General features: G+C 47.0%; 19 protein-coding genes. 10 read left to right on the top strand and 9 right to left on the bottom strand.

The genetic code is table 11. The features are described from left to right. Positions 1 to 5: 5 nt before the first annotated feature. The gene (locus QUA90_RS22680; RefSeq protein WP_445300135.1) at positions 6 to 2099 is read left to right on the top strand and encodes a pentapeptide repeat-containing protein; all 2094 of its coding nucleotides are present in this window, start codon (positions 6 to 8) and stop codon (positions 2097 to 2099) included. Between the two features lie 169 nt (positions 2100 to 2268). Here QUA90_RS22680 and QUA90_RS22675 read toward each other — a convergent pair whose 3' ends face one another. The 4 genes from QUA90_RS22675 to glpK all read right to left on the bottom strand — a co-directional run bounded on the left by QUA90_RS22675 (position 2269) and on the right by glpK (position 5430). Beyond that, complete coding sequence (locus QUA90_RS22675; RefSeq protein ID WP_015176895.1) at positions 2269 to 2484, bottom strand: hypothetical protein; 216 nt, start codon at positions 2482 to 2484, stop codon at positions 2269 to 2271. A gap of 325 nt (positions 2485 to 2809) precedes the next feature. Continuing rightward, positions 2810 to 3250 carry a DUF3122 domain-containing protein gene (locus QUA90_RS22670; RefSeq protein ID WP_333390315.1) on the bottom strand — a complete coding sequence of 147 codons (441 nt, stop codon included), beginning with the start codon at positions 3248 to 3250 and terminating at the stop codon, positions 2810 to 2812. Positions 3251 to 3496: 246 nt separating this feature from the next. Beyond that, positions 3497 to 3868 carry a c-type cytochrome gene (locus QUA90_RS22665; protein WP_333390312.1) on the bottom strand — a complete coding sequence of 124 codons (372 nt, stop codon included), beginning with the start codon at positions 3866 to 3868 and terminating at the stop codon, positions 3497 to 3499. A 74-nt stretch (positions 3869 to 3942) separates the two neighbouring features. Next, complete coding sequence (gene glpK, locus QUA90_RS22660; protein ID WP_333447852.1) at positions 3943 to 5430, bottom strand: glycerol kinase GlpK; 1488 nt, start codon at positions 5428 to 5430, stop codon at positions 3943 to 3945. A 98-nt stretch (positions 5431 to 5528) separates the two neighbouring features. On the opposite strand from glpK, the gene QUA90_RS22655 reads away from it, so the two are divergent. Then, positions 5529 to 6113 carry an endonuclease dU gene (locus QUA90_RS22655; protein ID WP_333447850.1) on the top strand — a complete coding sequence of 195 codons (585 nt, stop codon included), beginning with the start codon at positions 5529 to 5531 and terminating at the stop codon, positions 6111 to 6113. Positions 6114 to 6305: 192 nt separating this feature from the next. Here the strand turns inward: QUA90_RS22655 and QUA90_RS22650 are convergent, their stop codons facing one another. Continuing rightward, a complete protein-coding gene (locus tag QUA90_RS22650; protein ID WP_333447848.1) occupies positions 6306 to 7508 on the bottom strand; it encodes a hypothetical protein in 1203 nt (400 codons plus the stop codon). Between the two features lie 398 nt (positions 7509 to 7906). Between QUA90_RS22650 and QUA90_RS22645 the strand changes: the two genes are divergently transcribed. The 4 genes from QUA90_RS22645 to QUA90_RS22630 all read left to right on the top strand — a co-directional run bounded on the left by QUA90_RS22645 (position 7907) and on the right by QUA90_RS22630 (position 10235). Next, on the top strand, positions 7907 to 8056 hold the full coding sequence (locus tag QUA90_RS22645; protein WP_333323310.1) for a hypothetical protein: 150 nt from the start codon (positions 7907 to 7909) through the stop codon (positions 8054 to 8056). Between the two features lie 505 nt (positions 8057 to 8561). Next, positions 8562 to 9047, top strand: coding sequence for an allophycocyanin subunit alpha (gene apcA / locus QUA90_RS22640; RefSeq protein ID WP_333036136.1), 486 nt, complete (start codon positions 8562 to 8564; stop codon positions 9045 to 9047). 176 nt (positions 9048 to 9223) lie between these two features. Further along, on the top strand, positions 9224 to 9709 hold the full coding sequence (apcB, locus tag QUA90_RS22635) for an allophycocyanin subunit beta (RefSeq protein WP_006634930.1): 486 nt from the start codon (positions 9224 to 9226) through the stop codon (positions 9707 to 9709). Positions 9710 to 10031: 322 nt separating this feature from the next. Further along, a complete protein-coding gene (locus QUA90_RS22630) occupies positions 10032 to 10235 on the top strand; it encodes a phycobilisome linker polypeptide (protein WP_006634929.1) in 204 nt (67 codons plus the stop codon). Positions 10236 to 10353: 118 nt separating this feature from the next. Here the strand turns inward: QUA90_RS22630 and QUA90_RS22625 are convergent, their stop codons facing one another. Continuing rightward, positions 10354 to 10776, bottom strand: a complete 423-nt coding sequence (locus QUA90_RS22625; protein WP_333447846.1) for an EamA family transporter — start codon at positions 10774 to 10776, stop codon at positions 10354 to 10356. A 36-nt stretch (positions 10777 to 10812) separates the two neighbouring features. Between QUA90_RS22625 and QUA90_RS22620 the strand changes: the two genes are divergently transcribed. Next, a complete protein-coding gene (locus tag QUA90_RS22620; RefSeq protein WP_333447844.1) occupies positions 10813 to 12033 on the top strand; it encodes an FtsW/RodA/SpoVE family cell cycle protein in 1221 nt (406 codons plus the stop codon). 417 nt (positions 12034 to 12450) lie between these two features. Here QUA90_RS22620 and QUA90_RS30510 read toward each other — a convergent pair whose 3' ends face one another. Next, positions 12451 to 12651, bottom strand: coding sequence for a hypothetical protein (locus tag QUA90_RS30510; RefSeq protein WP_445242787.1), 201 nt, complete (start codon positions 12649 to 12651; stop codon positions 12451 to 12453). A gap of 27 nt (positions 12652 to 12678) precedes the next feature. On the opposite strand from QUA90_RS30510, the gene QUA90_RS22610 reads away from it, so the two are divergent. Then, the gene (locus QUA90_RS22610; protein WP_333447842.1) at positions 12679 to 15777 is read left to right on the top strand and encodes a tetratricopeptide repeat protein; all 3099 of its coding nucleotides are present in this window, start codon (positions 12679 to 12681) and stop codon (positions 15775 to 15777) included. A gap of 18 nt (positions 15778 to 15795) precedes the next feature. Here the strand turns inward: QUA90_RS22610 and QUA90_RS22605 are convergent, their stop codons facing one another. Next, entirely contained in the window at positions 15796 to 16449 is a 654-nt protein-coding gene (locus QUA90_RS22605; RefSeq protein ID WP_333447840.1) for a Crp/Fnr family transcriptional regulator, read from the bottom strand. 420 nt (positions 16450 to 16869) lie between these two features. Here QUA90_RS22605 and hslO point away from each other — a divergent pair, with 420 nt between their 5' ends. Both hslO and QUA90_RS22595 read left to right on the top strand, forming a co-directional pair. Further along, entirely contained in the window at positions 16870 to 17769 is a 900-nt protein-coding gene (gene hslO, locus QUA90_RS22600) for an Hsp33 family molecular chaperone HslO (protein ID WP_333230499.1), read from the top strand. A 246-nt stretch (positions 17770 to 18015) separates the two neighbouring features. Beyond that, entirely contained in the window at positions 18016 to 20079 is a 2064-nt protein-coding gene (locus QUA90_RS22595; RefSeq protein WP_333447837.1) for a hypothetical protein, read from the top strand. 415 nt (positions 20080 to 20494) lie between these two features. Here QUA90_RS22595 and QUA90_RS22590 read toward each other — a convergent pair whose 3' ends face one another. After that, positions 20495 to 20968 carry a TspO/MBR family protein gene (locus QUA90_RS22590; protein ID WP_333323304.1) on the bottom strand — a complete coding sequence of 158 codons (474 nt, stop codon included), beginning with the start codon at positions 20966 to 20968 and terminating at the stop codon, positions 20495 to 20497. Positions 20969 to 21223: the final 255 nt, after the last annotated feature.

Here is a 21223-nt window from a genome sequence, read left to right as displayed (position 1 = left end):
GGGTGATGTTTGTCGAAGCTGGGCCCGGACGCGGTAAAAGCGTTTTTTGTCGGATGTTTGCTGACTGGGTGTGGCAAAATTTGCATCCAGTTTGGACGCCCGTGTTAATTCGACTGCGAGATATTCCCATAGTGCAAAATAGTTTTCGAGAAACGCTGAAAAATGCAGTAACTGCGGGTTTTGCTAGCGATGACGGCTGGTTGACGGATCGAAACACGCGATATTTGTTTTTCTTGGATGGCTTTGATGAGTTGCTGATGGAGGGGAGAAGTAGCCGGGGTTTAGAGAATTTTCTCAAGCAAGTAGGACAATTCCAGCGGGATTGTCAGCAGAGTTCGGAAATGGGACACCGGGTTTTGATTACTGGCAGAACTTTAGCTTTGCAAGGAATTGAAAGGCAAATGCCAGATAACTTGGAGCGAGTCGAAATTCAGGTAATGGATGACGGGATACAAGAACAGTGGTTGAGCAAGTGGGAAGCTCTATTTGGGGCGGAAGAAACCTCAGATTTTCAGCAGTTTTTGCAACATCAAAGCTGTCCAGAAAATGTAAAATCAGAACTGTCGCGAGAGCCGCTCTTGCTTTATCTGTTAGCGGCGATGCACCGGGACAAAATCTTGAAAGTTGGGGATTTTCAAGGAACTAACAGCACTCAAGCAAAAATTTTGATTTACAACCAAGCTGTGAATTGGGTACTCACAAAACAACGCTCTAAATCACTCAATCTCGACTTAACAGGATTGAACACAGAGAATTTGCGGCGCATCTTGACAGAAGCAGGGTTGTGCGTGGTGCAGTCTGGAGGGGAACGCGCTCCTGTAGCGATGATAGCGGAACGATTGAAAGAAGATGAGTCGGTTAAAGAATTTCTTGAGGAAGCACAAAAACGGATTGATGATCCTCTGACAAATGCTTTGGCTGCTTTTTATATTCAGCAAGGCAGCAAAGAAGGTTCTGTGGAGTTTGTACACAAGAGTTTTGGTGAATTTCTGTGTGCAGAACGATTGAAAGAAAGTTTGCAAGAGTGGACGGAACCGGGAAAGAAAGGTAGAGTCTTTAATACTAAAGACTGTGATATGGCCTGGGAGATTTATGATTTGTTGGGTTATGGGGGGCTGACAGAAGAAATTGTGGAATATTTGATGGGGTTGTTAACAACTCCGGCTAGTCCAGGAGAAGAAAATCAGTTTCGCCCTGTGGAGTTATTCCAGCGTCTGGAAGATTTTTATCTGCGGTGGTGCGATGGGGAATTTATTGATATGCTGCCGGAAAGTTTGCCTCAGAAGAAGATGCGCCTACTGCGAGCTCAATTGAAAACCCAAGATTTGGGACAGCGACAAATAGATATTTATGCTGGTTTGAATGTGATGATTTTGCTGTTGGAGTTGCACCGTTACGGTCAGCAGAGAGATCAATTAAAAGACAAAATAATGTTTTATCCTTGTGGAGAACCTAATGCTGAAGGTAAACTTGACGATGCAAGTCGGTTATTGCGTCTCATCGGTTATAGCTGTTGTGTAGGGAATTTTGGCTTTGTCCAAACAGTTGGGACATTCCTCAGTGGCGCAAACCTCAGCCGCGCAGACCTCACCGGCGCAAACCTCAGTGGCGCATACCTCATCGGCGCAAACCTCAGTGGCGCAGACCTCATCGGCGCAAACCTCATCGACGCAGACCTCAGCGACGCAGACCTCAGCGACGCAGACCTCAGTGGCGCAGACCTCATTGACGCAGACCTCATTGACGCAAACCTCATCGGCGCAAACCTCATCGGCGCACAACTCAGCGGCGCAAAGCTCAACAGCGCAGACCTCAGCAGCGTAGAGCTCCTTGACGCAGACCTCAGAGACGCAGACCTCAGTGGCGCAGACCTCAGCAGCGCAGAGCTCAGCGACGCAGACCTCAGCGGCGCAGACCTCAGCGGCGCAGACCTCACCGGTGCAGACCTCAGAGGCGCAGACCTCAGCGGCGCAAACCTCACCGATAGCACTTTTGGAGAGCTCGAATGGGATGAAGACACAAAGTGGGAGAATGTTCGAGGTTTGGATACAGCCGTTAATGTCCCAGAAGCGTTAAGGCGACAGCTAGGAATGCAGTAGAAACCTTTTTCCAGGCTTGGCGTATCATTTTTATGAACAGGCTTTCCGGCCTGTTCCACAAAGAGCGAATTTTCTTGTAGGGTGGGCGCCAGAGTCCGCGCCCGAAAGGCCGATCGACATAGGAAGGTCGATCGACCTTATTTTATCCAAAAGGTCGATCGGAGTGGATTTAAGCCGTCGCAGAACATTTGCGCGATCGCAACAATTCCAAAGCTTGCTGTTTCACCCTACCCTCCATCACCTCTTTTTGCAAATTAATAAAAGCCTCAAAATCTTCTAAACCGTACTTAGTCATCTGCAACTGCTGTCGCAACTGTTCTTCGGCCTCAACCGTTAAGTAACCTGTTGCCAATGCTTTTCGGACAATTTTACTGATTAAAGTCATAGTAGATTTACCCTGAATACACCTACGTTAAAACACTGAAGTTTTGTCACCAGACTAACTCAGCTTTTAGTTTGTTTCATAATTACCCTTAAAATAGGTTAAATCTACCTTAAGGTCTATGTAAATAAAGTTATTTTTGATACATTGATGAAACTGTAGCTATTTTAAATGTAGAGTGCGATTAAATTGGTATCTTTAGTTTGTGTCAGACAACATTATCCTTCAACTACGTTAAATCTACCTTAAGGCAGAATTTAAACATAGCGATTTGTAACATTGCAAATTGTCTGGATTTTAAATGTAGAGTGCGATTAAATTGGTATATTTAGTTTCTGTCTAACAACAGCCGCCATTCTCTGACAGCAAAAGGAGGAACCAGCAATTCTGTTTCTTTTTGATTTTTCACGGGAAATTTCAACAGCAAAGGTCGATTACTTTCCACTTGTGTAATTATTGATTTGAAATCGTATTCTCCGACATTAATTGGCAAACCAGACTCGTTCCAAATATCATTAGCATTGCCAATTTCGCGCTGCCCCGCCACAACTTTCAGCGGAACCGGGTGCTGCAATTCTGTTCCGGGAAATCCTACTAATCTCAGATTTAAAGACTTTACTACTCCCGACTTAACTCGCTTGTACAAAACAACTTGCCATGCTTTGTCATCTGTATCACGCAGGCTTTGTACGGATCGGAACATTACTGTCTCGGCAGTTTCTGGATATTTGTGAATCGAGGCGAAAGCGGGCGCGCTGACAGCTAACATTAGATACACGCACAAGCTAATAACAGTTAAAGTTCTACGCCAACAATAATGTTTTTTCACCTTGCAATACCTCCGATAATTTACACTTTTTCACCAGAACATAGAAAAAATGATAGATTTTGTATTGAGATTATTAAGGAATGAACAATAGAAGATAAAAAGCAGGCAGGCTTTGTTTGTATAAATATTATTCATGGATGACCAAGTTAAGCGCTAAACCTGCTCTGACAATCTCCATAATCAGCTTTATTTCCAATCAGTTTCAGCTTGGGATAGCACATAAGCTGAAACATCGATAATTTGTTGTTCCGACAAACGCTCTTTGTAAGCTGGCATAATACCTTTGCCGTTGGTTACTAAGTTGGAAATGTTGGCGATGGAATCCATGCCGTATTTTTTTAAGGCTTTTTGTTTCAAGTTTTTGCCGCGCCTGATAATGTTGCTGCCGTTGATGTGACAGCCTGCACAGTTGGCGCTGAAGACTTCGGCTGCAGTTGTGGGATTTGTAGTTGTATCTGCGATCGCCATTTGGGAATTAGTGGCGATTTCTACAAATGCCAGTGTCAGTATCAATAGAAAGGCGGTGAGAATTTTTTTTAAGTTCTTTAGCGAAATCATTTATTTGCAAGTTGAAAAATAGTGCTGGATTTAAGGATATCACTAAATACGGATTTTGGGGTTAACTCAGCGATTCATTCTTCCCAATCGAATGTGCGGGAAACTGCTTTTTTCCAAAAGCGATATTTTTGCTCGCGAAGTGCGATCGGCATTTTTGGTTCCCAAGTACAATCCACCGCCCAATTGTCCCGCAATTCGGCTAGCTGACTCCAAAAACCCACCGCCAAACCAGCCGCATAAGCCGCACCGAGTGCAGTAGTTTCTGCTACCACAGGCCGCACCACCGGCACTCCCAAAACATCACTCTGAAACTGCATCAGCGTGTGATTTTCCACCATACCTCCGTCTACTTTTAAAGACAAAAGTTGCACTGCTGAATCCTGATTCATAGCGTCCAAAATTTCCCGCGTTTGCCACGCTGTCGCTTCCAATACTGCGCGGGCAATGTGTGCCTTAGTCACGTAGCGAGTTAAGCCTGCAATTACTCCCCGCGCGCTGTCTTTCCAATAGGGTGCGTAGAGTCCAGAAAATGCCGGGACAACGTAAACTCCGCCGCTATCTTCAACTGTATTTGCTAATGTTTCTACTTCCGCAGATGTGTTGATGATGCCCAAATTGTCTCGCAGCCACTGCACTAGAGCTCCGGCGATCGCAATACTGCCTTCCAAAGCATACACAGCGGGCGATTCCCCCATCTTGTAGGCGACTGTTGTTAGTAACCCGTTTTTAGAAGGGACGATCGCCTCACCGGTATTCAGCAGCATAAAACAGCCCGTACCGTAAGTATTTTTCGCCTCCCCCAGACTGAAACAAGTTTGCCCGACGAGGGCGGCCTGCTGATCGCCCAAAGCAGCAGCAATCGGAACACCTGCAAGCAATCCTTTTGCAGTTCCAAAAACTTGACTCGAAGGGCGAATTTCTGGCAGCATCTGGCGGGGAATTGCCATTATTTCCAAAGTTTCCGCATCCCAATCGAGGGTTTGCAAATCCATCAGCATCGTGCGGCTGGCGTTGGTAACATCGGTAATGTGCGCGCCGCCAGTCAGATGCCAAATCAGAAAGGTATCGACATTGCCAAAAATCGCATCCCCTCGATTTGCAGCTTCCCGCAATCCTGAAATATTGTCCAGCATCCACTTAATTTTCGGCCCGCTGAAATAAGTTGCCAGTGGCAAGCCGCATCGTTTTTGAAATCGATTTTTGCCCTCAACTTCAGCTAAGGTATCGCAAATAAAGCGAGTGCGGGTATCTTGCCAAACAATCGCATTTCCGTAAGGTTTGCCTGTTTTTCTGTTCCAAACAATTGTAGTTTCGCGCTGGTTGGTAATACCGAGAGCAGCAATATCTTGCGGGTCGATATTGCCGATTTCGAGAGCATTTTTAATCACGCTTTGAGTGCGCTGCCAAATTTCATCGGGATTGTGTTCAACCCATCCTGGTTGCGGATAAATTTGCTGGTGTTCTTGTTGGTTGCTGCAAATTATCTGTCCCCGGCGATCGAATATGATAAATCTGGTGCTGGTGGTTCCTTGGTCGATCGCTGCTACGTATTTTTTTGCCAATTGTCTAAAACCTTTTTAGTAATGAGCTATTTAACGTATATGATACTATGTAAAACACAACCTAATCTCAAAAACTTTAGTTTAGGGAACTCCACAAGTTGAAACTGGTAGATTTGCTCAGGCTCGATCGCACAATTAAGGTTATTGGCTTTGACGACGCTCCGTTTTCTCGTACAAGCGGCAGTCTAGTGTCGATCGCGGGCATAGTGTGCGGGGGAACTCGATTTGAAGGAATGGTGTGGGGACAAGTTTTCCCAGACGGATTAGATGCCACGGATGCTATTTCTGGGCTACTCATCGGAGGCAAATTTCTGCCGCAATTGCATTTGGTTTTGCTAGACGGAATTGCTTTCGGCGGCTTCAATATTATTGACCTTCCCGAGTTAGCATCGCGGCTGCAAATTCCTTGCGTTGCTGTCATGCGTCGCCAACCCAATTTAGATGCTGTGGAAAAAGCCCTCGGTCATTTACCCGATTCAGAATACCGTTTAGAATTGTTGCGTCGCGCCGGGAAAATTCACGCTTTTGAACCTTTCTTTTTTCAAGTTTGTGGCGAAAAACCCGAAGTAATTGCGCTGGTGCTTCAGCGTTTGACAGACACTGGAAAAGTTCCTGAAGCTTTGCGTTTAGCTCATTTGATTGGTGCGGCGGTAATTAATGGAGTTAGCAGCAGTTCTGCTTGAATCATTGTTAAGAACGGGCAAGATGCCCGTTCCACACAGACTAACTTTTCTGATGGGTGGGCCGGAGATCCCGTTAAGAACGGGCAAGATGCCCGTTCCACAAAGAGTAAATTTTCTTGTGGGGTGGGCATCCTGCCCGCCCATGCAAGACTTATTGACAATGGTGCAATATCTCAGTTTGTACTCGCTTACTTACACAATTTCGCCGTCAATTTCACCGAATTCGATTTGAGTTCCCAATGCCAAAGTCAGGGTACTTTCAGGTTCTACCATTTTTATATCACCTTGAATGTCTGTAGCCCACCAAGCGCGATCGCACAAATTGGTCAATCCTAACGAAAGCTCGTTTCTCGATCGAGAAGTGACTATAGCTACAAGACCGTTAGATGCTGCGGCTGTTAAACTCGGTATGTCAGAGGTGAATAGTTGAGTTCCCGCACTCAGAGGAATAACTCGACTGCCTAATTTCAGAGAAAATTGCCTGCTGGTAAAAGAATTTACTGCGGGCTGATCTGATATAAAGGTAGGCGGAATATTTGCCGTTGTTGGGGCTGGCAAGTCAGAGTTTCCTACTGTAATTGTACAGTTGCCGATTTTCTTTTGGTCGCCCGATCGCAAATAACTCACCGCCCCGCTATCAACATTCTCGCAAACAATTTGACCTGCTTCTAATTGAAACCGCATTGCCAAGGGTGAAACATTAGGAATGCAGATAATAGACAAATTTTCATCACTGCCAAAAGTCACTGGTTCCGAACCCAGAGTGAGAGTGCGATTTGCTCCGGTATCGTAACTAATTACCAGCCAAGCTTTGTTGAACAAAGTTTCAGCTACAACTAGCATAATTCCAATCCAAAAACCGATCGCAGCACAGCCAGCTAAGCGGCCTGCTGTACCCGATAAATTGTAAGCAAACAGAATAAACAAACAGCCGCCCAAAACTCCTCCAACACCGCCGCCTCCAGTGCCGCGAAGCGCTCCCAAATTAGGAATCCGCTGTGCAAGTCCCAGTCCTAACAAACTGCCAGCTATTCCCCAGCAAATTACTCGTAATAATTCGTTGTTTCCGTCGCCAATTCCGCTGTAAATACCTTCTGCGATCGCCCCAGAAATCGCTCCTGCTATTAAACCAAACAATCCGCCATTTTTTAAAGCCTGTTTAATTTGAGGTTTGCCTTTGATATAGTAATAATAGCCAAACATGATAGCCGTAGCAATACCACCGCCTACCAATCCAAACCAGCGACCTGTAGACAATACACTGTCAAAAAAAGATTCCGAACCAGGGAGTCGCTGCATGAAAGGTTCGGTGATGAGATTGCCGACGAAACCGCCGACAGCACCGCTAATCCCAAACTGCAAAGCTTTTTTAAGGGCTGATAGATTTCTTTTCACGGCGCACCAGATTTAAAGTGAGAGTCAAATCTAGCTACAAGCTCGAAACTTAGGATTTCCGATGATCTTATATCTGGCATCGCGATCGAGAACAGGCAAGATGCCTGTTCCACAAACACAAAGAGTTGAGTTTTCTTATGAGTAGTAGAGGTTGGGCAGGAACCATTGGTGTCAACTTAAGCTTTTAGTCCGCCAGTCCTCCCGCTGACCCAGCAGTCCACCAGGGAATTCATTCCCTGTCTAGTAGCAAAAGTCCTCTCAAAGAGGACTGAATCATTCCTTAGTCCTCTTTGAGAGGACTTTCGCTTTGAGGCAGGGGTTTCAACCCCTGACTATCGGTTTTACCTTAAGTGCACACCAATGGGTAAGAGATTCCGCCCGTCCAAGACTTATTCAGAATGGTGCAAGATGTGAGACGATCGCACCTCTCCCCGCCTGTCTCCCGCCTGTCTCCCCCCATCTCCCGCTTGTCTCCCTCTCAGGGAGAAGTCTTTGACCCTCGCGCGATCGCCCGTCATAATTCCCGCTCAATGCTCGATCGCCTGTAACCCTTGCTGCCCGATAATTTTAGCAATTTTTTAACTGTGAAATTTTAACGGAGAAGACCCCAGCGAGGGCCCCAATATGAAAAGGAATGTTACAAACTATTACAGTAACACTCAGAATGTGAACATAATGCCTCAAAATACTTGCGAGAGGTAGTTGTGTCAGAGAAGCAATATCCTTACTAACTGCCCGATAGTCACTCGATCGCCACTAAGTGGTCTGCTGCAATCTTTATCATAAATTAAAGATCGCATCAGTCATTTATGGTATTGTAAGCGACAGGCTTAGTGCGAGCACTCACAACCGCACCGGTGTGAAGAACAAGCGCCGTTAAGCACCGAAGGCAGTCAACCGCCAACAACTTCAACAGTTGCTGAGTGTGGAAAGTCCAGCCTTCCCCGTCAAAGCTCCTGCCTGAGCAGGAAAGATACGGGACACAAGCGCCCGCTTTCGCTAGCTCAGCGCAGAGCAGTTCATATAGCAAAATATCCAGCGGGTACACACAAGATGAGTATCGTCACCAAATCAATCGTCAACGCAGACGCCGAAGCTCGCTACTTGAGCCCAGGTGAATTAGATCGGATCAAAAGCTTCGTCACCTCTGGTGAACGCCGCGTCCGCATCGCCCAAATTTTGAGCGAATCCCGCGAACGCATCGTCAAGCAAGCAGGCGACCAACTTTTCCAAAAGCGCCCTGATATCGTTTCTCCCGGCGGCAACGCTTACGGCGAAGAAATGACCGCAACTTGCTTGCGCGACATGGACTACTACCTGCGTTTGATTACCTACGGAATCGTAGCTGGCGACATTACTCCGATCGAAGAAATCGGTATTGTCGGCGTCCGCGAAATGTACAAATCTCTCGGAACCCCGATTGAAGCCGTCGCCGAAGGCGTTCGCGCTATGAAAAATGCAGCAAGCTCGCTGCTGTCTGGAGAAGATGCTTCCGAAGCTTCCTCTTACTTCGACTACGTTATCGGTGCGATGCAGTAAGGAATTTTGATTTTAGGTTTTCGATTTTAGATTGAAAAATTGGGGGTTGCCGGCAACCAGTTAAAAGCTTTTGCAAATAACCAGCCAGTTAAAAATCTCAAATCCCAAATCCCAAATTCCAAATTCTAGCTCCAAAATTGGACTGACTCAGCCACTTTCTAGGAAACAAGACAACCATGCAAGACGCAATTACCGCCGTTATCAATTCCTCTGACGTTCAAGGTAAGTACCTGGACATCAGCGCTCTAGACAAGCTCAAGAACTACTTTGCTTCTGGTGAACTGCGCGTCCGCGCCGCTACAGCCATCAGCGCCAATGCAGCCACAATCGTCAAAGAAGCAGTTGCTAAGTCTCTGTTGTACTCTGATGTAACTCGTCCCGGCGGCAATATGTACACCACTCGTCGTTATGCAGCTTGCATCCGCGACTTGGACTACTACCTCCGCTATGCCACCTACGCTATGCTAGCTGGCGACCCTTCCATCCTCGATGAGCGCGTGCTCAACGGTTTGAAAGAAACCTACAACTCCTTGGGCGTGCCCATCGGTTCTACCGTACAAGCAATCCAAGCAATGAAAGAAGTCACCGCCGGTTTGGTCGGTTCTGACGCTGGTAAAGAAATGGGCGTCTATTTCGACTACATCTGCTCTGGCTTGAGCTAAGACTCAGGAAGAAGGAAGAAGGAAGAAGGAAGTTCGGCAACGGATTCTGTAACGGATGTAACAGATTTCAGTCCGATGGAAGTCGGAAGAAGGAAGAAGATTTATTTCTTGCCTCTTTTAACTTTTTACTTTTTACTTTGGACTTGTTACCTTTGGCTTTGAAAAGAGGTCAGGGAAGTTGAGAGTGATTGCTAGACCGTCAAAGGCTTGTCGAGAAAGCCCGATGAGTTTTAACGAGCTAGTTTTGACTCCTAACTCCCTGCCTTCAATCTTTAAAAAATCCATCTAATAATCTGTAAACCTACTCAGGAGTTAGTTTCCCATGAGAATGTTTAAGGTGACTGCTTGCGTCCCAAGTCAAACTCGCATCCGCACTCAGCGCGAATTGCAAAATACCTATTTTACTAAGCTCGTTCCTTACGACAACTGGTTCCGGGAACAGCAAAGAATTATGAAAATGGGCGGCAGAATTATTAAAGTGCAACTGGCTACCGGTAAGCCCGGTGCTAATACAGGTTTACTTTAAGAGCCGAAGCTGGATTAGTAGAGGGGTAAGAGGTCGCGATCGACCTCTTTTTTGTTTGTTATAGTTATAGCAGAAGGAATAATGTCCAGCGTTTTTAATCTCATCATTGAAAAATATTTCAATAAGCAGAAAGTATAACTGCGATTATCGCTAACAAAACAGCAAGCATTTGTGGTAATGTAATAGCCTCTTTCAAGAATAAAGACGATAATAATATAGTAATCAGCGGGTAGATAGACGTAACACTCACTACATTGGCAACTTCACCTTTACCAAGGGCTATAAAAAATACTAATGATGCCACCGTACCACAAACGCCAACTAACATGGCAAACAAAATTCCCCTAACATCTCCCTCAAAACTCAAATTATTAGTGTGGAAAATAATAAATAAAGTAGTTAAAATAGCGCCAATTGCTTCATAAACAAAAGCAGTTTTGTAGTCAATATATTTAGTCGCTAAATTACAGAAAAATCCCCACAAACCATATAAAAGCGAGCAGATTAATGCGTAAATTAACCAATCTGGTACTTTAGCCATCTTTGTTAGAGTTTATTGAGATCATTCTAAAATCCTATGGCTAATGACATTCGACGCTTGATTCCCTTTTTTGACCCCAGCGCGTCTCAATGGGCCGCTGAGGCCCGGTGGCTGAGGTGGCTGACTTTTCTGTGGCTGTTTGTAGGCCTGACCGCATTGTTTTCGGCTTCCTATCCCATTGCAAATTATGAATTTGGAGACGGGCTTTATTATTTTAAACGACAGCTAGTCGCAGTGGCGATCGGGCTGGCCGGCTTTAACTTGATGGTGTACTCCCCACTGCGCTACATCATGAAAACATCTCAGTTAGGCGTTTTGTTGCTGCTGGGATTACTGTGGCTGACCTTGGTTCCGGGGGTGGGAACCACAATCAACGGGGCGACTCGCTGGATATCTCTGGGCCCGGTTCCGATTATTCAACCTTCGGAGTTGATTAAGCCGTTTTTTGTTCTCCAAAGCGCCCGGATTTTCGGCAACTGGTCCCGGTTGACAAATAAAGTTCGCTTAACTTGGCTGTTAATTTTCGGTGCAATGCTGTTGGGAATTTTGTTGCAGCCGAATTTAAGTACCACGGCTTTGTGCGGGATGACTTTGTGGTTGGTGGCTTTAGCGGCTGGCTTGCCTTACTTGCAGTTGGGCGCCACGGCTATGGGGGGAATGCTTTTGGCGGTTTTAAGTATTAGTTTGAGGGAATATCAGCGCCGCCGGATTATGTCTTTCCTCAATCCTTGGGCTGACCCGATGCAAGACGGCTATCAGTTGATTCAAAGTCTCCTGGCTGTGGGTTCTGGGGGCATTTGGGGTGTGGGTTTGGGGATGTCGCAGCAAAAATTATTTTATTTGCCGATTCAGTACAGCGATTTTATTTTTGCTGTGTTTGCTGAGGAGTTTGGTTTTGTGGGAGGTTTCTCGCTGTTACTGATGTTAGCGGCTTACTCTACTGTGGCTTTGAGGGTAGCGATGAAGGCTCGAAATAGTGAGAGTCAGTTGGTGGCGATTGGGGTGATGGTGGTGATGGTGGGACAGTCGCTGCTGAATATTGGGGTGGCGACGGGGGTTTTGCCGACTACGGGTTTGCCGCTGCCGTTTTTTAGTTACGGGGGTTCTTCGATGTTGGCGAGTTTGTTGTTGTCGGGTTTGCTGATTCGGGTGGCGAGGGAGAGTTCTGAGGCTGATGTGGTTTCTTTGGATGGACGCAGAGGGAAGCCGGAAAAACCGAAGTTACGATCGAACAACGGCACTACACAAACTGAATAATTTGTCAAGTTATTTCTTTGACGCGCGGGTAGCTAGAAACCGGGTTTTTTAACCAAAATATTTGCTTAAAACCTTCCATAAGAGTCAAAAAACCCGGTTTCTTTACCTTCTGCGGCCCTTTCATTCCGGGCGATCGACTATTTCCGCCCGTCACCTTTATTGGGCGGTTCTTCTTGTTGTTCTTGAGGTTTAGCTGTGATGTCAGTTAATTTTTTTTTGTCTGGTTGCGGTGTTTCTTGAGTAGAGTTAGCCATTGAGTTTTTCCCTAAATAGATGCAGCGCTTAATTATATCTTTTCCGGCTACAAATGTGTTGCTGTAGATAGGGGGAGGAAAATCAAGACAGACAATTCTGATGCAATTCGATTTTGGCTTTAATATTAGACAGCATTATGTAAATGCAAATGGCGGTCGCTTGCTATACTGCTGGAGGGTTGCAGCCAAACAAATCGGAGGCGGACGCAAAAACACCTTTGTTAAGAATTAAATGCCGAGATGGCGATCTCGATTGATTAACCCTTGCGGCTGCAATTTTCCCAGCATTCGCGTTACTGTTACCAGAAAGAATTGGTTTAAAGCCGGAACTGCGATCGGGAGAAATAAAAAAAAGACTATTCATTACTCCAATCCTCTTCCTTCCAGGTAGATGTCGCTATCTTGCGGTCAACAGTCAACAGTCAACAGTCAACAGTCAACAGAACCGCGTCGTGCAAATCGCATTAGCAATATTTTGATATGTCAAGCGGATATTCAAACCAGAGGCCTCTCAAAAGTTATGAAACTGCAAAAAATTGGATTGTCGGCACTGATCTCAATCTTAGCGGCGCTGACTGTAGGTGAGTTTCGGTTGATCCCTAACTCTCAATTTAAAATCATCAATTCTCAGGCCTTGGCTCAAACTCAAGCTCAGCGGAAAGCCGAAGCAGACCGACTGTTAAACCAAGGGATTCAGCAGCATCAGATTAGTCAATTTCAAGCTGCATTGCAGTCTTGGCAACAGGCACTAATAATTTATCGAGAAATTAAAAACCGCCAAGGTGAAGGGAAAGCTCTGGGAAATCTGGGAATTGCTTACGATTCCCTCGGCGACTACGCCAAAGCCATCGAGTACGCTCAGCAGTTGTTGGCGATCGCCCGAGAAATTAAAGACCGCCAAAGCCAGGGGAAAGCTCTGGGAAATCTGGGAAGTGCTTACCTTTCCCTCGGCGACTACGCCAAAGCGATCGAGTACCAACAGCAGTGGTTGGCGATCGCCCGAGAAATTAAAGACCGCCAAAGCCAGGGGAAAGCTCTGGGAAATCTGGGAAATGCTTACCATTCCCTCGGCGACTACGCCAAAGCCATCGAGTACACTCAGCAGTTATTGGCGATCGCGCGAGAAATTAAAGACCGCCAAAGCGAGGGGGGGGCTCTGGGAAATCTGGGAAATGCTTACCATTCCCTCGGCGACTACGCCAAAGCCATCGAGTACGCTCAGCAGCAGTTGGCGATCGCGCGAGAAATTAAAGACCGCCAAAGCGAGGGGAAAGCTCTGGGAAGTCTGGGAAATGCTTACCTTTCCCTCGGCGACTACGCCAAAGCCATCGAGTACCAACAGCAGTTGTTGGCGATCGCGCGAGAAATTAAAGACCGCCAAAGCCAGGGGGCGGCTCTGGGAAATCTAGGACTTGCTTACGGTAACCTCAGCGACTACGCCAAAGCCATCGAGTACGCTCAGCAGTCGTTGGCGATCGCGCGAGAAATTAAAGACCGCCAAAGCGAGGGGGGGGCTCTGGGAGATCTGGGAATTGCTTACGGTAACCTCGGCGACTACGCCAAAGCCATCGAATACCAACAGCAGCAGTTGGCGATCGCGCGAGAAATTAAAGACCGCCAAAGCGAGGGGGAAGCTTTGGGAAATCTGGGAAATGCTTACAATTTCCTCGGCGACTACGCCAAAGCGATCGAGTACACTCAGCAGCAGTTGGCGATCGCGCGAGAAATTAAAAACCGCCAAGGTGAAGGGGTGGCTCTGGGAAATCTGGGAAATGCTTACCTTTCCCTCGGCGACTACGCCAAAGCTATCGAGTACGCTCAGCAGCATTTGGCGATCGCGCGAGAAATTAAAGACCGCCAAAGCGAGGGGAAAGCTCTGGGAAGTCTGGGAAATGCTTACCTTTCCCAGGGCAACTACGCCAAAGCGATCGAGTACCAACAGCAGGACTTGGCGATCGCCCGAGAAATTCAAGACCGCGAAAGCGAGGGGACGGCTCTCAACAATCTAGGATTGGCTCTCGCCAACTCTGGCAATCTCCCAGCAGCAGAGAAAACCCTACTTGATAGTATTAAAGTTTCCGAATCTCTCCGTGCTGGATTAGACGATGCCAATAAAGTGTCAATATTTGAAACGCAAACTAACCCCTACGTCAATTTACAACAAGTCCTCATTGCCCAGAAAAAAACTAATGACGCTTTAGAAATTGCCGAACGGGGTAGAGCCCGAGCTTTTGTGGAGTTATTGGCATCTCGCCTTTCCCCATCTGTATCTGTCCAAACTACTATCAACCCGCCCAATATCCAGCAAATTCAACAAATTGCTAAACAGCAAAACGCTACCCTCGTCGAGTATTCAACTATTGGGAATCAAGCCCTTTATATTTGGGTCATCAAGCCGACTGGTGAAATTACCTTTCGCTCAGTTGACCTGAAATCTCTTAACATCAATCTACCCGAAGCCAGCGAAGGGGCAAGAGTATCTGCTGCTCTGGGGACGAGAGGATTAAATGATCGAGATACCGCCATCGCTGAGATGATTCGCGGCACTCGCGAGGCTCTGGGTGTATCGGCGGGGGACACTGCCAATAAACAAACAGCTAATCCCCCTGCTTCTACCACTGCTAATTCTCGGATAATCTACCCCAAATTACAGCAAAGTTATCAACTACTGATTCAACCCATTGCCGATCTTTTACCTACTGACCCGAATGCTCCTGTCATCTTCATTCCCCATAAATCCCTGTTTTTAGTTCCCTTTGTCGCCTTACAAGATCCGACAGGTCAATATCTGATTGAAAAACATACTATCCTCACCGCTCCCGCCCTGCAAATTTTGCAGTTCACCCGCCAATCACGGCAAAAAGTCCGACAACTTTCTCTCCAGAATAACTTAGTTGTAGGCAATCCAATTATGCCCAAAATTGGCACACCGCCGCGCCAATTAGCTGCCTTACCGGGCAGTGAACAGGAAGCAATTACAATTGCCCAACTTCTGAATACTAAACCGATTACAGGCTCTCAAGCCACTAAAGCATCGATTGTTCAACAGATGCTAAAAGCCCGGATTATTCATCTGGCAACTCACGGATTACTCAATGAAGTGAAGAGGCGAGATTTACCGGGAGCGATCGCCCTGGCTCCATCAGGAAATGATGACGGATTGCTGACTTCCAGTGAAATCTTGGATTTAAAATTAAATGCAGAATTAGTGGTATTAAGTGCTTGCAATACTGGCAGAGGAAAACTCACAGGTGATGGTGTGCTTGGGTTATCTCGTGCTTTCATTAGTGCTGGTGTTTCCAGTATTATCGTTTCTCTGTGGTTAGTGCCGGATGAGCAGACAGCGGAATTAATGGCAGAATTCTATCGCCAGTTACAGAAAAACCCGAATAAAGCTGAAGCTTTACGGCAAGCAATGCTGATGACAATGAAGATGCACCCAAATCCGCAAGATTGGGCAGCGTTTACGCTGATTGGCGAAGCAGAATAAGATTTTTTTCGGCGCTTGCTACACTGCTTGAGGGTTGCAGCCAAACAAATCCGATGTGGACGCAAAAACATCTTTGTTAAGAATTAAATGCCGATCGCCATCTCGACTGATTAACCCTTGCTGCTGCAATTTTCCCAGCATTCGAGTTACTGTTACCCGCGTCGTGCAAATCGCATTAGCAATATCTTGATGTGTCAAGCGGATATTCAAACGAGTTCCCTCAACCACAGGCTGACCGAATTCCTGTTGCAATAATAGCAGTAGCTGATACAAACGGTCATCTACTCGCCGCTGTCCGGCGATCGCTAAAATTGCTTCCATTTGCCGCAGTCGCCGTACCATTTGAGGCAGCAACTCGTGAGCCAATTGAGGAGAAGCTTCGATTTCCACCATAGAATACCACATCAAATAAATATCTGATGTCGCCGTAGCTCGGTAAGTCTGCAAGCTTGTCAACCACAAACCGAAGCACATCGAAGGCCCAACCCAACCCAAAAGTCCTTCTTCCCCGTTTGGATAAAGCGTACTCAGTTGTGCTAGACCTTGACAGACTCGCCAAAGACCTTGCGACATCATAGGAATGGTTTCGCCCTTAGCATAAAAATGCAAGTTTCGACTCGCTCCTGTGTTATGCTGGACTTCCGCTAAAAGTGCTTTGGATGTTGGTGGCATATCCGTTATTTCCAGCTAAAAAACATTGGTCTGAGACCTACGCCTCTGACTCTAACCGGCAAAGGTAAAGGTTTGGTAATCGTCTGGTTAGCGCCAAGATAAGTTTTAGTCATTAGTCATTAGTTGTTAGTCATTAGTTGTTAGTTGTTATAAAATAATGACTGACGAGCCGCTGGCTTAAAGAAAATAAATGTACTCGTTATTCGGGCTTTTGCAAATAAATATTTAAGTTAAAAAATCCGCCGAATATTTGTTAATAAAGAGTCGGTAAATCAAGGTTTTATAGAAAACAGAGGCGAGTTCTGAAGGTCGATCGCACTCCCAGGCCCGCTGAGTCAAGTGCTGCTCTCTGCTGCCACAACCTTCAAGAACTTATAAAATAGTTCAAGAAGGTATCAAAAGAGAAAAGTAAGGTTTTTCATGGCCGATCAATTAATTCGCGCTACAGCCGCAGAGGGCGGAATTCGCGCTGTAGGCGTCATTTCCACCCGCCTCACCGAAGAAGCAAGACAGCGGCACAAGCTCTCCTACGTGGCTACAGCCGCCCTCGGCCGCACAATGTCGGCGGGGCTGTTACTCGCCTCCAGCATGAAGCGGCCAGAATCGAGAGTCAACATTCGCATCAAAGGAGATGGGCCGCTGGGCGGGCTTCTGGTGGATGCGGGACTTGATGGAACGGTTCGAGGTTATGTGGATAATCCCGAAGTGGAATTGCCGCCCAATGCTAAAGGCAAACTCGATGTCGGCGGGGCAATAGGTGACGGTTATTTGTACGTGGTGCGGGACGTTGGATATGGCTTCCCTTATTCAAGTACGGTGGAATTGGTTTCCGGCGAAATTGGCGACGATCTGACTCACTATTTGGCAACCTCGGAGCAAACGCCTTCGGCTCTGGTTTTGGGGGTGTTTGTGGGGGCGGGCGGGGTAGAAGCGTCTGGGGGTGTGCTGTTGCAGGTTCTGCCCAAGGCGGCAACGGACGAAAAATTGGTGCAAACTTTAGAATCTAGAGTTGCTGAATTGTCGGGCTTTACGCCGCTGCTGCGATCAGGCAAAACGCTGCACCAGATTCTCGAAGAGTTACTGGGAGATATGGGCCTGGAAATTTTCCCGGAAACTCAGATGGTGCGCTTTGACTGTGGCTGTTCGTTCGATCGAGTTTTGGGAGCTTTGAAAATGTTGGGCGAAGCCGAATTGCAAGACATGATTGAAAAAGATGGGGGGGCTGAGGCTACGTGCCATTTCTGCAATGAGGTTTACCAAGCTAATAGCGACCAACTTGCGGAACTGATCGGCGATTTGCGCTCAAACTCCGGTTCTTGAGACGATAATGTGTAATTGGCTCTATTGAGTGCGAGTTAGGGATGATGGCCTTGACCAATTGCCAATTACGCATTATCAATTACCTAATCACAAAATTTTGATTTTGGCGGTTTGGCGATCGGCTCTTGCAGTCTGGGGCCGACGGGAGTATGTAAAAGTGATGAATACATTTTATAGAGCAGTTGATAGCAGCGCTCGCAGTTTTTAAATAACTAACGCTGGCTGGTTGCTGTTTGTGGTGAGGATATGAGTCAAGATCGCAAAATACCAGGCCGTTGGTCTGCATCAGAATCCTTGGAGTCAACAAAGGATACTTCGTCGCTGGTGCGCTTACCAGCAAGGAAAAACCGGGCTGAACGACTTAAAGAGCTCCGAGAGTTGGTTACTTCGGGAAAACTGCCGGGAGGGCATCTGGAACTACCGCCGAATTTGTCTGGGGAAAACTCGCAGCCGCCGGGGGAACACAATCCGTTTTGGCGGAACTGGTCGAATAAGTGGCAGTTTTGGCTGGCGCTGAGTTTGATGCTATCGGTGGGTATGGGGTTTGTGGCAATTGCGTCTTTACTCAACCTGACCTCGCAGTCCAATTGCTCAAAGATTTTTTGGCCAACGGCTTCTGCTAACGATCGCTTTTTTTGCGCTCAAGAAGCAGCAAGCAAGCGGACGGCGGATGATTTGCTCAGGGCGATCGAATTAGTGAATGCTTTGCCACAAAACCATCCGTTGCGGCCGAGAATTAACACTCAAATCGATCGGTGGTCGGAGGATATTCTCAGGCTGGGAAATGCTAGTTTCCAAGAAGGAAAGCTGGAGGAGGCGATTGGGCTCGCTCGTAAGGTTCCTAAAAACGTTCCCGCTTACCCGAAGGTGGAAAAGCAGATTGAAAAGTGGCAGTCGATATGGGGCGATGCAGAGAAAATTTACCGCACGGCTGAAGACCACTTGCGTCAGGAAGAGTGGCCGCTGGCTTTCAGCCAAGCTACTCTGCTTTTGGATTTGGGAAATACTTTCTGGGAATCGGCTAAGTACGAGGAATTGACTAAGCTAATTCAGACGACTCGGGCTGAGGGCAATAAGTTGCTAAAAGCCCGGAATACAGCCTCCGAGGGAGGTCTCGACAATCTGGTGACGGGGATTAAGCTGGCTCAGGGAATTGATCAAAACAGTTATTTGTATCAAGCTGCCAATAAGGCGATCACGGAATTTAGCAAGAAAATTCTGGATATCGCCCAAAAACGCTTGCAAGCAGGGGATTGGCAGGAGGCGATGGCGATCGCTAACAAGATTCCAGAGTCGGCAAATTTAAGGGAACAAGTACAGGATTTTAATGAGTTGGCGAATGCTACTTCTCAGGCTTTGACTGGCTCTGTTGAGGGTTTCTCCAAGGCGATCGAGATTGCTCAAAAGTTGAAGTCCGGCCGCCCTTTATACAAACAAGCTCAAGATTTAGTCGGCCGCTGGCAACAAGAAATGGCTGATGTGAAAGTTTTGGATTTGGCAAGCAGGCTGGCGGCGCCGGGTGGGGTAAATGATTTGAGGGCTGCAATCGCGCAATTGCAAACAGTCCCGGAATCAAATCCCCGCGCTTCGGAAGCTCGCAGTCAAATTAGCCGCTTGAGCCGTCAAATCGAGCTGCTGGAAGACAGTCCGTATTTGCAAAGAGCGAACGATTTGGCGAGTACGGGGGATCCGAATTCTCTGGAAGCCGCCGTTGCTCAAGCTTCTCGGATAGCTAGAGGTAGGGCGCTTTACGTGGAAGCTCAAGCCAAAATTCAAGCTTGGATCGACAGGAGACAGCGGCTTGTTGACCAGCCGTTTTTGGATAGAGCTCAGCAGCTAGCGGCGAGCGGCAATTTGGCGGGGGCAATTGAGATGGCCCGCCGGATTCGATCGGGACGGGTGCTTTATGAGGAAGCTCGATCGAACATTCGGACTTGGGAGGCTCAATTTCAGGGCGAGCAAGGTTTGCAGAACGCCCGTCAGACGGCCCGAGCCGGGACTGCTGAGGCTTTGCAAACGGCTATTGCGCTGGCAAGTCAGGTTCCCGAGTCGAGTTCGCTCCGGTGGCAGGCGAGTGAGGCGATTGATGAGTGGAGCCAGCGGATTTTGGCGCTTGGTGTGGAACAGTCGTCGTCGGATCTGGCTGGGGCGATCGCGACTTTGAAGAAAATTCCCTCGGGTACTCGGGCTTTTGAGCAAGCTCGATCGCAAATCAAAGTTTGGGAGGAGTCGCTGAATCCTCCTGAGTCTGAATCTCCCCCTCCTGAACCGCCGGAAATTGAGCCTCCGACCAGCTCTGGCAATCGTTAGGTTAACTGGTTTGCCCGACATTGGGCGGGGGTTTAAAGTCTGAGAATTAGTGCTTGATTTGAGTTTTAACTCAAATCAACCATCATTCTCAATCAACTTCTAGGGGTGGGTTTACGAATAATCCTCACATTGCCAACAAATTAAATAAAGCCACCCCCACCACGCGATAAAACTCAGAGAATCTCTATTTAACGAACCGCGAAGACGCAAAGGGCGCGTTCGGCGAAGCCGTTCCCGTTCCCCGCAGGGGTTCCCGAAGGGTAGGGTAGGAAGAAAAGGAAGAGAAGAGAGACAAGAGAAAGACTTCACAATTGATACGAGGCTTGCTATAGCAGTTTTCTATTGGGTGAGGTACATCTTAGCAATTACCTTTTTCCCAATGATCAATTACCAATTACCTGTAATTTTAGATCAATTAAACATCCGCCGGATTCAGGTGCATCATTGCCCAAGTGGTGTAAGTGCCGATCGGACTCCAAAGTATGTAAGGTAGCAATAACAGGGCGGCCGGCTCCGAAACTTGCAAGACACTTAAAGCTAGCATTACGCTTAAAATAGCGCCAGTTCCGCCGATTATTGTGCCGACTTTTAGGCTCCTAACTTTGCACATAACCGAGGTGTAAGACATAGTTACTATTTCTAAAAGTAGGTACAAACCCATTCTCAGCCAAGTCTCCTGAGTTCCTGGTTCTTTTTCCCAAACAATCACTGCTGACCAAGCTGCACAAATAAAAATTACTGTCCAAATTAGGGGAATTGCTTTTTCAAATACTAGCCATCTGGGACGCTGTAAGCGGTTGAACCATTGGATGTCGCTGGGCGCGATTATGTTAGCAGCTAAAGCTACTACAAAGGCGACTCCTCCAATTACCATCCAGGATTTAATCATTTTGTTACCTTGGGCGAGGTTGACGGGTTCGATTCAGCAGATATTATCTCGGATTTTGGCGATCGCGCAATCTGTGCCTAGTTATATTAGATTGGGCCCAGTTGCGAAACCCCAACATCAGTTGACAACTAATTTAGACTTCTGGGAAACCTCAATTTATTTTTTTCTATTCCGTTTCATAATACAGGGGATTCCAGGTTTATGAAGTACAGTAGCAGCAGCTTGTAAACCAGTTTTTAAAGTGCTTAATATTAA

It is taken from the genome of Microcoleus sp. D3_18_C4, from assembly GCF_036702355.1.
GTDB lineage: Bacteria > Cyanobacteriota > Cyanobacteriia > Cyanobacteriales > Microcoleaceae > Microcoleus.
This window is presented reverse-complemented; position numbering and strand designations above follow the sequence as displayed.